The organism is Hymenobacter gummosus (assembly GCF_003970915.1).
GTDB classification, from domain to species: Bacteria; Bacteroidota; Bacteroidia; order Cytophagales; family Hymenobacteraceae; genus Solirubrum; species Solirubrum gummosum.
Genome location: NZ_RXOF01000012.1, coordinates 193,068 through 205,657, shown reverse-complemented (window position 1 = coordinate 205,657; position 12,590 = coordinate 193,068). Strand labels below are relative to the sequence as shown.

At 66.8% G+C, this 12,590-nt stretch carries 9 protein-coding genes; 5 read left to right on the top strand and 4 right to left on the bottom strand.

What is annotated here, in order from left to right; translation table 11 throughout:
- Nucleotides 1-169: 169 nt before the first annotated feature.
- Nucleotides 170-751 (bottom strand): hypothetical protein, encoded by a 582-nt coding sequence (locus tag EJV47_RS19510; RefSeq protein WP_126694853.1) that lies wholly within the window; start codon nt 749-751, stop codon nt 170-172.
- 94 nt (nt 752-845) lie between these two features.
- The gene (locus EJV47_RS19505) at nt 846-1,379 is read right to left on the bottom strand and encodes a carbohydrate binding domain-containing protein (RefSeq protein ID WP_126694852.1); all 534 of its coding nucleotides are present in this window, start codon (nt 1,377-1,379) and stop codon (nt 846-848) included.
- A 255-nt stretch (nt 1,380-1,634) separates the two neighbouring features.
- Here EJV47_RS19505 and EJV47_RS19500 point away from each other — a divergent pair, with 255 nt between their 5' ends.
- The 4 genes from EJV47_RS19500 (at nt 1,635) to EJV47_RS19485 (ending at nt 7,501) form a co-directional block, all read left to right on the top strand.
- Nucleotides 1,635-3,959: a DUF6311 domain-containing protein gene (locus EJV47_RS19500; RefSeq protein WP_126694851.1), complete on the top strand. Its 2,325-nt coding sequence runs from the start codon at nt 1,635-1,637 to the stop codon at nt 3,957-3,959.
- Between the two features lie 156 nt (nt 3,960-4,115).
- Entirely contained in the window at nt 4,116-4,835 is a 720-nt protein-coding gene (locus EJV47_RS19495) for a glycosyltransferase (protein WP_126694850.1), read from the top strand.
- A gap of 89 nt (nt 4,836-4,924) precedes the next feature.
- Nucleotides 4,925-5,884, top strand: coding sequence for a glycosyltransferase family 2 protein (locus tag EJV47_RS19490; protein WP_243651229.1), 960 nt, complete (start codon nt 4,925-4,927; stop codon nt 5,882-5,884).
- 60 nt (nt 5,885-5,944) lie between these two features.
- On the top strand, nt 5,945-7,501 hold the full coding sequence (locus EJV47_RS19485; protein WP_126694849.1) for a DUF2079 domain-containing protein: 1,557 nt from the start codon (nt 5,945-5,947) through the stop codon (nt 7,499-7,501).
- Nucleotides 7,502-7,564: 63 nt separating this feature from the next.
- Here the strand turns inward: EJV47_RS19485 and EJV47_RS19480 are convergent, their stop codons facing one another.
- Entirely contained in the window at nt 7,565-9,424 is a 1,860-nt protein-coding gene (locus EJV47_RS19480) for a DUF6311 domain-containing protein (protein WP_126694848.1), read from the bottom strand.
- Between the two features lie 52 nt (nt 9,425-9,476).
- Nucleotides 9,477-10,703 (bottom strand): PIG-L family deacetylase, encoded by a 1,227-nt coding sequence (locus EJV47_RS19475; RefSeq protein WP_126694847.1) that lies wholly within the window; start codon nt 10,701-10,703, stop codon nt 9,477-9,479.
- Nucleotides 10,704-11,139: 436 nt separating this feature from the next.
- Between EJV47_RS19475 and EJV47_RS19470 the strand changes: the two genes are divergently transcribed.
- The gene (locus EJV47_RS19470; protein ID WP_126694846.1) at nt 11,140-12,582 is read left to right on the top strand and encodes an aldehyde dehydrogenase; all 1,443 of its coding nucleotides are present in this window, start codon (nt 11,140-11,142) and stop codon (nt 12,580-12,582) included.
- The last annotated feature ends 8 nt before the right edge of the window (nt 12,583-12,590 follow it).

The following is a 12,590-nucleotide window of genomic DNA, read 5'->3' as shown; positions in this document are numbered from 1 at the left end:
AAACGGGAAGCGGAGCACTGGCTCTAACCCACAAGGTCGAGGCCGAAGCCCCGCATTTAGGGATGGTAGGTGACTCCGCTTCCTTGGCTGGCTACCCAGAAGATAGGGCAGTGCAATCATACAAGGGATAGAACGGCGAAGCGTACCACCGGCCGGGTCGGATGGCCGCTTAGTAGTTGTCTTCGCGGTAGAGCGCCACGTCGTCGAGGTAGATGAAGTTGAGCGCGTTCGGATACCAAAGATAGAGCCGCAGCTGGCTGTCGGGCGTGGCCTCGGCGGGCAGCTCCACGGAGGCGGACACCGGCGTCCACTGCCCCGAGCGGGTAACGATGCGGCCCAGCTCCAGCTTTTCGTAGACCACGCTGTGGTCGTTCTGGTCGGGTCGCACCACCTGCAGGATCAGCAGCGCGTCGGTGGGCCGCTCGGTAAAGGCCCAGGCCGTCAGGCGCAGGCGCAGCGCGCCCTGGGGCAGCAAGTCTCCCAGCCGGCCGCTGTAGCCTAGGCTGTATTCCAGGTCGCGGCCAGCCTTGAGGGCGTAGCGGCCCGTGCGGGCGTGCTCCTGCGTGACGGACGCCAGCCTGTCGGCCGCCGTCCAGCCCGCCAGCCCCTCGAAGCTGGTGCTCAGTACGGGTTGCTGGCCGGCGGACAGCGGAGGCAGCTCCGGCTGCCGGTCGGTGCAGGCGCCGAGCAGCAGCGCGCCGGCCGCTGCCCGGCCCAGCTGCCGCCACCGGGCCGACTGAAAGAAGGACATGGACAAGAATTGCTAGAGGAGCTTCAGCGCCGGGCCGCGCAGCTTTGTGCCCGGGCTGGCCAGCCGGGAAGGGCCCCGGCGCATCCGCCCGGGCTTAGTTTACAATCTGCAGCTCGACGTCGTCGAGGTAGGCCGGCTCGCCGCTGCCCACGCGCCAGAGGTAGACGCGCAGCTCGTCGGTGGAGGTAGCTTTTTCCGGGACGGTCAGGTCCATTTCGATTTTCTCCCACTCGCCGGGCGTCTTCACCCGCTCCTTCAGGTGTACCTGCTCGTTCAGCAGCGAGGTGCCAGTGGTCGGGTTCAGCATGCCCACCGTCAGCATGGCGTCGGCCTCCTTGCTGGCGGTGGTGGCCCAGGCCGTCAGGCGCAGCTTCTGCGGCTTATTCGGCATCACCTTGCCCATCACGCTGATGTAGGTCAGGCTGTACTCGATGCCGGGGTCGACTTTGATGGAGTACTGGCCGGAGTGGGCTTTTTCCTTGGTCAGGGACGGCGAAGGCGGCACCCAGCCATTCAGGTCCTCGAAGCCCGTCGACATGATGACGTTACCGGACGACTCGGGGGCTTTTTCGGACGAGCAGGCCGCCAGCAACGCTACGCAAGCGGTACCCAGCAAAGGAAGGCGCATGAAGAAGTAAAAGTTAGTATCGCGAAAGGGCAAATATAGCACGGCCCGGTGGAGTGCTAGCCATGCCCGGGCGGGGTTCGGAAGCCCGTAACGCTCCGGTAACCCGGCGGCTGGCGGCCGTCCGGCCGCGGCCGGACGGTGAGCCGCCGGGCCGCGGCGGGCGGCCCCGAATCTGGGTCAAACCGTGTAGTTTTGGCCTGGTATGGGCTGCCCGACCCGGGTGGCAGCGGCAGCCACAATGCAATCTGGTACTTTATGAATCCATCTCGCCCGTTGCGGCACTGGCTGGGCCTGGTTAGCGTAGCACTGCTCGCGGCCCTGGTGCTGGGCCTGGCTTATTCCTTCCTGCTGGCCCATCCCGACGAGTACTTCATGCAGCCCGGCGGCGACGGACTGCAGGCGTATTTCGCCACGGCCTACTACGCCCTCTACGATACCGGCAGCCGTTTTTCGGGCATGAACTACCCCTACGGGGAAAACTTCACCTACCCCAACCTGCAGCCGGCCGTAGCCTGGACCATGGGCGTGCTGCAACGGGCGGGCCTGCCGACGGCCATTCACACCGTGGGCATCACCAACCTGCTGGCCTTGCTGGGCGTGTGGCTGACGCCGCTGGTGATGTACGCCATCCTACGCCGCCTGCGCCTGCCGGTGGTGTACTCCGTGCTGCTGGCCCTGCTGATTACCTTCCTGGCTCCGCAGATTCAGCGCCTGGGCGACCATATGTCGCTGAGCTACCCCTGCTTCGTGCCCTGGCTCTGGTACTGCATCCTGCGCATGCTCGACGAGCCCCGGCGCTGGCGCTGGTACATCATCTTCGGGGCGAGCAGCCTGCTGATGGGCTACGTCATGGCCTACTTCTTGGCTTGCGGCAGCTTCTTTTTGCTGGCCCACGTGCTGTTGCTGGCCTTCCGGCGCCGGGGCTACACCTGGGGCCAGCTCGGGGCCATGGTGGTGGCAGCCCTGCTGCCGCTGCTGCTGTTCCGCACCTGGCTCTGGCTCACCGACTCCACCACCGACCGGCCGCCCAACCCCTACGGCTTCCTGGTGTACATCACCTCCTGGCAGGGCCTGTTTACGCCCAGCCTGCCGCCCATTCGCCCGCTCTGGACGGGCCTGTTCAGCACCAAGGACGTGGAGTTTGAGGGCATGTCGTACGTGGGCCTGGTGGGCACGGGCGTGCTGATTGCCACCTTCATCCGCTTCGTCAGTAACCTGATTCGGCGGCGGGGGCGGCCCGTGCCGATACGCCGGTATGCGCCGGCGCCGCTGGCGCTGAGCCTGTGGGCGGCGGGGCTGCTGGTGCTGTTTGCGGGCGGCGTGCCGTTCATCTTCCCGCCGCTCAACAAGCTGGTGCCCTACCTCGGGCCGCTGCGGCAGTTCCGGGCGCTGGGGCGCTTTGCCTGGCCATTCTACTTCGTTTACACCACCTACGTGGCCTACTACCTGCACGGGCTGTGGCGCCTGCAGCGCCAGCGGCGCATTGCCCTCGGTGCCCTGCCCTGGGTGCCCCTGCTGCTGCTGCTCTGGGCCGGCGAGGCCTGGGCCAACCTCAGCACCAGGGTGCAGATTGCCCAGGGCGGGGCGGGCGCCCGGGCCTACATGCGCCCCCCGCACCCGCTGCTGCAGGAGCTGTCCTGGGCCAACCGCCGCCCCGCCGACTTCCAGGCCATCATGCCCCTGCCCTACTTCAACCTGGGCAGCGACAAGTTCCTGCTGGAAGGCAGCGCCCAGTCCATCCGCGAAATTCACCGGCTGGCGCTGGCCTCCGGCCTGCCGGAGCTGTCCAGCTACGTCTCGCGCCCGTCCATCGGGCAGGTCATGCGCCACGTGCAGCTGCTGAGCAGCCCCCTGCTCGATAAAACCCTGCTGCGCGACTTTCCCAACCAGAAGCCCCTGTTGCTGCTGGTAACGCCCCAGTCGCTCACCCTGGCCGAGCAGCGCCTGGTGAGCCTGGCTAAGCTGCTGGTCAGCACGCCGGAGGTCCAGCTCTACGAGCTGCCGCTGGCCGCGCTGGCCGCCACCACCCGCGCCGAGGAGCAGCAGCGCGCCGCCGCCCTGCTGCCCACCCTGCCCCAGCGCCCCGGCGGCCTGCGCGCCACCACGCCTAAGGGTGTAATCATGGACGACTTCGCCAAGCGCCCCGACCGGCGCGGCCACCTGGCGCCCGGCGCCCTGGCCGACCACGGCGAGGCCCGCATCGTGATGTACAACGGGCCGGTGCCCGCCCCGGCCGACACCGGCCGCTACGAGGTGAGCGTGTGGGTCAACGGCCATACCGACTTCGGCTACGGCAGCCTGCAGGTGCGCCAGTACGACGCGGGCGGCGGCGAGCTGGACTACCAGTACAAGGACGGGCGCATTTGCACCGAAATCGACGGCGACTGGATTCGGGTGGCCGTGACGGTGCGCATCCGGCCGGAAACCAAGCGCCTGGAGGTGCTCTACGCCAACGAGGACCTGCTGGTGGATGACTTGCTGATTCGGCCCGAAGACACGAACGTGTACTGGACCAGTCCCGACCAGCAGCTGATTCTGAACGGCTACCGCCTCGGCCCGGCCGGCGCCCTGGCCCGGTAGGCGGGCCGCCACGAGCCGGGAGCGGCAGCGGTGCGTTGTAATCCGGTAGTTTTGCAGGCTGTATGGTCGGGCTTGCCTGCCCTGGCGGGCCGCCCCGACGTATAGCCCAGTTTACCCGACGGACCCCTCCCGTCCTCATTCGCCGCGCCTTTTCCCATGTCCCGCTTCCAGGCTGATCTGGTTTTGCCCTGCTTTAATCCGCCTGCTGGCTGGGCCGCCAACCTGGTAGCGTGCATGCGCGGCCTCCACGCCCGGCTGCCCGATACCGATTTTACGGTGTACGTGGTGAATGACGGCTCCACGCGCCCGCCCACGCCGGCGGATATCGAGCTGCTGCAGCAGGCGCTGCCGCGGTTTCAGTACCTCTCCTACGCGCCCAACCAGGGCAAGGGCCACGCCCTGCGCCACGGCGTAGCCCAGAGCCGCAGCCCGCTCTGCCTGTTTACCGACATCGACTTTCCCTACACCGAAGCCAGCGTGGCGGCCGTGTACCAGCAGCTCCGGCAGCAGCACTGCGACGTGGCCGTGGGCGTGCGCGACGCTACCTACTACGCCGGCGTACCGGCCGTGCGCACCGGCATTTCGCGGGCCCTGCGCTTCTGCACCCGCTACCTGCTGCGCCTGCCCGTGTCGGATACCCAGTGCGGTATCAAGGGCTTTAATGAACAGGGCCGGGCGCTGTTTCTGCGCACCCAGGTCGAGCGGTACCTCTTCGATCTGGAGTTCCTGTACCAGGCGGCCCGCGTGCCGGGCCTGCGCGTGGAGGCGGTGCCGGTGCAGCTCAAGCCGGGCGTGATTTTCTCGCGCATGAACCCGCGCATCCTGCTCACGGAAAGCGTCAACCTGCTCAAAATCATCCGCCAGGGCCAGCAGTAACTGCGCAGCGGCCGGTACCCGGCGCGCCCCCCGCGGCCGGGCAAACCCGATTTTGCATCTTTGCCTAGCCAAGCCTTTTCTCCGCTTACTTGCCCGCCGCCGTGGATTTGTCCATCATCATTCCCATCTACAACGAGGAAGCCAATATTCCGACGCTCTACCAGCGTCTGCGCAGCGTTATCGACCCGATGGGCGTCAGCTGTGAATATATCTTCATCAACGACGGCTCGCGCGACAATTCCCTGGGGCTGATTCTGGACTTGGCCGCCGCCCAGTCCGACGTGCGCTACATCAACTTCAGCCGCAACTTCGGCCACCAGATTGCCGTGACGGCCGGCCTCGACCTTTCCCGCGGCCAGGCCGTGGCCATCATCGACGCCGATTTGCAGGACCCGCCGGAGCTGATTCCGCAGCTGTACGCGAAGATGCAGCAGGGTTACGAGGTGGTGTACGCCAAACGCCGCCGCCGCGAGGGCGAAAGCGCCATGAAGCTGTTCACGGCCAAGCTGTTCTACCGCATTCTGGCCCGCATCACCAACGTCTCCATCCCCGTCGACACCGGCGACTTCCGCATCATCTCGCGCAAGGTGGTGCAGGCCCTCAAGCAGATGCCGGAGCAGAACAAATTCCTGCGCGGGCAGATTTCGTGGATTGGCTACCGGCAGACCTACGTGGAGTACGACCGGGCCCAGCGCGCCGGCGGCGAAACCGGCTACACCTACCGCAAGATGCTGCGCCTGGCCCTGGACGGCATCACGGCCTTCTCCGATGTGCCGCTGAAAGCCGCCACCCTCATGGGCTTCGGCGCCACCGGCATTGCCTTTCTGGTGCTGATATACACCCTGTTCCAGCGTTTCTTCACCACCAACTCCGAGCCCGGCTGGGCTTCGCTGATGGTGAGCATCCTATTCCTGGGCGGCGTGCAGCTCATTGCCGTGGGCATCATCGGCGAGTACCTGGCCCGGCTGAGTGCCAACGTGCGCCAACGCCCGCTCTACATCATTTCCGATACCAACATTGCCGTCCCGGAAGCCGTCGAGCGGGGCTGATTAACCGGTTTCCGCCGCTGGCCTGGTGCCAGCCGGGATTTTTGCCGCTACGCCAACGCTATGCCCTCTCTCCTACCGGCGCCGGCGCGCCGCTACCGCCGGGCCTTACTGGGTGTGCTGGGGTTTTTCGGGCTGTGCTTCGTGCTGCTGAGCCTGGTCAACCACTACCAGTTTCGCACCTACGCCTACGACTTAGGCATTTATAATCAGGCGCTCTGGGATTACGCCCACCTGCGGTGGAACGTCAATTCCATCATGCGCTACAACAACCTGCTGGGCGACCATTTTACCCCGCTGCAGCTGCTGTGGGCGCCGCTGTACTGGCCCTTGCGCTCCTACGCGCTGCTGGTGGTGCAAGTGGTGGCGGCGCTGGCTGGCGGCTACGGGGTGTACCGCCTGCACGGGCTGCGCTCGGGCGGGCGGCAGCCCGGGGCGGCCGTGGCGCTGGCGGCGCATTTTCTCAGCATCTGGGGCGTGTACTCGGCCCTGGCCTTCGATTACCACGACAACGTGGTGGCCGCGCTGCTGCTGCCCTGGCTGTTCTACTTGTTTGAGCGGGACCGGCGTGGGGCCACCGTGCTGCTGTTCGGGCTGCTGCTGCTGAGCAAGGAAAACGTGGCGCTGTGGCTGGTGTTCGTAGCCCTGGGCCTGGCCGCCTTGCACTGGCGCCGCCGCGACCGGCTGGTGCTGGCTCTGGGCTTGGTGGTCATGGCGGCGGGCTACTTTGTGCTGGTTACGCAACTCATCATTCCGGCGCTGAGCGAGGGCCGGGACTACCTCTACGGCAGCCGCTACGCCGCCGTGGGCGAAGGTTTCGGCGGCATTCTGCGCACGGCCGTCAGCCGGCCGCTGTATTTGCTGGGGCTGCTGTTTCGCAACCACCTGCCCCACACGCCCGACGGCGACTACATCAAGCTGGAGCTGCACCTGATGGTGCTCGTTTCGGGCGGCTACGCCCTGCTGCGGCGCCCGGCCTACCTGCTCATGCTCGTCCCGATTTACGCCCAGAAGCTGTTTTCGGCCGAGATAATGCACTGGGGGCTCAACTACCAGTATTCCATCGAGTTTGTGCCCGTGCTGAGCGCGGCCGTGGGCCACTGGCTGCTGGCCGCCGCGCCGCGGCAGGCCACCCGGCTGGCCGCCGCGGCGGCCCTGCTGGCGCTGGTAGCTACCATCACGTCCATGGAAATCCGGGTGTCGAAGTGGCACGACAAAAGCGCCAGCCAGTTTTACCTGCCGCGCCACTACCGCCGGGGTTTCGACGTGGCCGCCGTGCACCGCGGCCTGGCCCTGATTCCGGCCGGAGCCGCCGTCAGCTCCCTCTCGCCGCTCACGCCCCACCTGGCGTTCCGCCCCTACACGTACATGTTTCCCTACGTGGGCGACGCCGAGTACATTGCCGTGCTGCGCGGCGACAACCCCTACCCGCTCACCGAAGTGCAGCTGGAGCGCCGCCTGACGGCCTACCGCCGCTCCCCCGCCTGGCGCGTCCTCCACGACGAAGCGCCGCTGCTGATTCTGCAGCACGTGTCGCCGCAGCCGCTGCCCGCCCGGCGCTATTTCGCCGAGCGCGCCGCTGCCTCGTCCGACACGCTGCGGCTGGAGCTGCCGCGCTAAACCAGCGCGAAAATCCGTGGTAGTGGTCAGTAGCTTCCTTGGCTTGCCCACCGCCGGGGCGGGTTACTTCACGTCCCAGCGGTACAGGCGCAGCGTGCCGAACTGCGCCACCAGCGGCAACTGCTGGCGGGTGATAAAGCCCGGCGCCCCGCTCAGCAGGCGGCGCGGCCGGTCCTGAAAGGCTATCAGGGTGCGCCCGGGCTGGTAGGCGCCCTCGTCGTAGAACACCAGCACCGACTGCCCGCGCAGCTTGGCCAGCAGCGCCGCATCGGGCGTGGGCTGCTCAAACAGGCTGGCCAGGGCCTCGGCCTGCACCGGCGCCGTGCGCGACATGCGGGAGGCCATCAGCGGCAGGCCGGTGCGCAGGGCCAGCTGGTAGCTGCGCAGGTTGTGCTCCTTCTCCCCGTCCACCGTCAAATCCATATTCTCACTGCCCACGTGGTAGTACGGAATGGGCAGAATGGCCTGGTAGCGGCGCACGTCTACCCCGCGCAGCAGCTGGGTCAGCTCGGGCTGCCGGCTCACATTGGTCAGCGCGTTGGGTAGCAGGCCCCTGCGGTAGGCTTTGAGGGTGTCGCGGGTATCGAGCCAGGCTAGCAGCACCAGGCCCAGCGCCACGGCCCAGCGCCACCAGTGCCGATTGTGGCTCAGCCAGTAGTCGAGCAGCAGCACGCCGCCTAGGTTCAGGGCCCAGAAAAACGGCCAGGCAAAGCGGGCAAAGGCCCGGAAGTGCGCCGCGCTACCGCTGATTTTCTGCAGGTACACAAAGGCACTCAGGTAGTTATTGACGTACCAGTCGGGGCCCAGGGCGAAACGCGTGCCCAGCGCCGCCAGCAGCCCCACGGTGGCGGCCCCGAGGGCCAGCCCGGCCCAGCGCCCGGCGGTGGTGCCGCGCCACTCCTGCCAGCGCTGCTTCCAACGGGCCGGCTGCCGCAGCACGGCCAGCAGCAGCAGCAGCAGCCCAAACAGCGCAAACGTCCCCAGGTACATCTTCGCCTCGTACGACACCTGGGCCTCGGGCTCGATGATAAAGCGGGCTTTTTCGTAGGGATAAGGCTGCAGCAAGGCCGCCAGGGAAAGCCGCCAGGGCGCGTAGTTGAAGCCCGAGGGCGTGGCCAGCCGCAGGGCGAAGTAGCCGTCGAGCAGGCGGATGGTGGCGTAGCACAGCACCACCGGCAGCACCGTGACGGCGGCCGCGCCGGCCAGCAGACGCCCCTGCCGCCACCGCCCGCTGCGCAGCAGCCACCAGGCCAGGAAGCTGCCCGTGTACAGCCCCACGATGGGCAGGTAGTACAGGTGTATAAAGCCGGCCAAGGTCAGGCCCGCGGCCACCAGCAGCACCGGCCGGCGGATGGACTGGCCGGCTTCGGTGCGCGTGTACAGCTGGTAAGTGCCCCAGATGCCCAGCAGCACCACCCAGCTCAGGGCCAGGTTGAAGTGCCCGGCGGTGAGGCGGCTGAGCTGCGGACTAAGCCAGGGCAGCAGCACGCTGAAGGCCAGCACCAGCCCCCAGGCCCGCAGCAGCGGCCGCAACAGGCTCACCAGCAGCACTGTGCTGAACACCATGCCGCTGAGCACCAGCCCGTGGTACACGTCCAGCCCGTAGGGCGTCACGTCGTAAACGTAGCGCGAAAACAGCTTGACGGCGGCGGCCAGCAGCGGGCTGTTGTCGGTGTAGAAAATGTAGTCCCCGAAGGGATAATTCATGCCCGCAAACCAGCGCAGCCCCTGCTCCCAGGGCTGCTGCAGGTAGGCCTGAAAGGTGTAGTAGTTCTTGGCCCCGTCGCCCTCGTCGACGAAGATAAACTGGCCGGGCTGGGCGAATAGTGGCCCAAAAGCACGCCACAGCAGCAGCAGTTGCAACACTGCTGCGGTCAGCGTCAGGCCGAAAGCACCGGGCTTGCGGCGGAAAAAATCAAGCATAAGGGTAAAGCTGCGACTCCGGGCTGCAAGTTACGCCCGCAACGCGCCCCGGCTACCGCACGATTTCGATGCGCTGCTCGCGGTGCTCCCGCCCGGCCTGCAAGCGGCAGATGTAGGTGCCCGCGGCCGGGAATTGGTTTACGTCGAGCCAGACTTCGTAGTGCCCGGGCCGCTGATTGGTGCTTACCAGGGTCCGAATCAGCTCCCCGCGCAGGGTGTAGACGCTTACCGTCACGTCGGACTGCCGGGGCAGCTCGTAGGCCAGCAGACTCGACATGCTGCAGGGGTTGGGCGTGGGCACGGCCAGCACCAGCCCCCGACAAGCGGCGGCCAGGCTATCGGCCGTGCGCTGCGCCGCGGTGGCCGGCGACACGGGGGCGGCGGCCGGCTCGTGGCGCAGGCGGCTGTACTGGCGGCCCAGCCAGCACAGGTGGTCGGGCATCCAGGCGCTGGGCTGGCCGGCTTCGGTCAGGCCGCGGCAGTAGGCGGCAAACAGCGCCGTCTGGTTGGCCGTCTGCGTGGCATTCAAGTTGGCGGGGCGGCGGGAGGTGCTGTAGCCCACGTAGAGCACGCGGCGGCAGTTCATGCCGCGGGTAGCCTCGTCGGTGATGGTACCGGTGATTTGGTGGTCGGGATGGTCGGCGGGGTTGCGGCGCGCGTCGGGGTCGGAGCTATTCACCCACAGCGTACCGCCGGTGCGCACTTCGCGGCGGATGATGTCGCGCACGGTATTGGTCACGTCGGCCCAGGAAGTGTACGTATTCAGGCTGTCGACGCTGGTCAGGCTGCTGATTTTGCCCTCCTTGAGCTTGCGTAGCGACTGAAAGCGGCACTTCGGAAACCCTTCGCCGCGCACGCCGCCGTCGGGCAGGCGCAGGAAGTACATGGCCGTGTTGCGGTAGAACGTGGCGGTGATGTGGTGGCCGCGCACGTCGACCGTGCTGAAGGTGGGGCGGGGCACGGCGGTGCTGCGCTGGGCGTTGCAGGCGGTGCGGGCCGAGTTGGCGCAGCCGGTTTCGCGGGCCTGCCACCACGTGTCGTTCATAAACTCCGCGTGGCCGGCGGTGAGGATGATGAACACGACTTTGCCGTGGCGCTGCACGTTGTCGTAGGCGCGGCTGCCCATAAACAGCTGCCAGTCGTCCTGGTGCGCCGTCACGAATACCGAGGACGTGGCCAGGGCGGCGGGGGAGGCAACCGCCTGTGCCGTGGCGCGGCCGCTCAGCAGCCCGCATACCAGCCCGTAAATGCAGAAAAAGCGGAGTAAAAGTTGGCCCATAGGCGCCGAAAGAGCGGATCGGAGAAGCAAGTGGTGGGGGCGTCTAAAAGTTGGACTCCACGAAAACTACCGACGGCAACCTGTAGACCGGATGAAGGTCGAGCGAGCTTAGCAGCAAGGTTTTCAGCGGGTAAGGAGCAAACTTCAAGAACCAGTGGCGAATATAACTTATACGCGTCAAGCTTGCCACAACCGTTCTTGATTTTTTCCTTGCACACTGACTATTAGAACATTGTCTGACTACCAGGACTCCGATTGCTTTCCATTAAAGTTGGATTAACCTATCAACTTTTCCCACAATTCTGTGCCAATGCCGGTCAGCGCTGTCCGAACGGCAGCATGGGCTGGCTGAAGGTGCGGCGCCCCGGCTGGCTTTGGGTAGTACAAACCCGCAGCCGGTAGTAGCTTTACAGCTCACCCACTGCCCTTGCCCGCTATGCTGCACCTGCAGAACTACATCGGCGGCGAGCTGCTGGCCCCGGCCGGCGGCCGCTACCTGCCCAACATCGAGCCGGCAACCGGCCAGACGTACAGCCACATTCCCGACTCCGACGCCCAGGACGTGGCCCGCGCCGTGCAAGCCGCCGAAGCGGCCCTGCCCGCCTGGCGCCGCCTGCCGGCCGAGGAGCGGGGCCGCCTGCTGGTGCGCGTGGCCGAGCTGATTGAGCGCGACCTGGAGCGGCTGGCCCAGGCCGAAAGCCAGGACAACGGCAAGCCCGTGAGCCTGGCGCGCACGGTGGACATTCCGCGGGCGGCCAGCAACTTCGCCTTTTTTGGTACGGCGGCCCAGCACTTTGCCTCCGAAACCCACTTTCAGGAAGGCGTGGCCCTGAACTACACCGTGCGCCACCCGCTGGGCGTAGTGGGCTGCATCTCGCCCTGGAACCTGCCGCTCTACCTGTTTACCTGGAAGATTGCGCCGGCCCTGGCCGCGGGCTGCTGCGTGGTGGCCAAACCCTCGGAAATCACGCCCTACACGGCCTTTTTGCTGAGTGAATTGTGCATCGAGACGGGGCTGCCGGCGGGTGTGCTCAACATCGTGCACGGCACCGGGCCGGGCGCGGGGCAGGCCATCATCGAGCACCCGGCCATCAAGGCCATCAGTTTCACGGGCGGCACCAAGACCGGCGAGCATATTGCCCGCACGGCCGCGCCCATGTTCAAGAAACTCTCGCTGGAGCTGGGCGGCAAAAACCCCAACCTCATCTTCGCCGACTGCGACCTGCAAGAGGCCGTGCGCACCAGCCTGCGCAGCTCCTTTGCCAACCAGGGCCAGATCTGCCTCTGCGGCTCGCGCATCTTCGTGGAGCGGCCGATTTACGAGCAGTTCAAGGAGCAGTTCCTGGCGGGCGTGGCCGGCCTCACCGTGGGCGACCCGCAGGAGCCCGGCAGCCGGCAGGGCGCGCTGGTGAGCGAGGCGCACTTGGAGAAAGTCCTGAGCTACATCGCGCTGGCCCACGAGGAAGGCGGCACGTTGCTGGCTGGCGGGCAGCGCGTGCAGCTGGCCGGGCGCTGCGCCGCCGGCTACTTTCTGCAGCCCACCGTGTTCGAGGGCCTGGCGCCCGACTGCCGCGTCAACCGCGAGGAAATCTTCGGGCCCGTCGTCACGCTCACGCCCTTCGACACCGAGGAAGAAGTGCTGCACTGGGCCAACGGCACCGAGTACGGCCTGGCCGCCACCATCTGGACGCGCGACCTGAACCGGGCGCACCGCGTGGCCCACGCGCTGCAATCGGGCATCGTGTGGGTGAATACCTGGCTGCACCGCGACCTGCGCACGCCTTTCGGCGGCATGAAAAGCTCGGGCGTGGGGCGCGAAGGCGGCCTGGAGGCTTTGCGCTTCTTCACCGAGCCGCAGAGCATTACGGTGAAGCTGTAGGCGGGCCC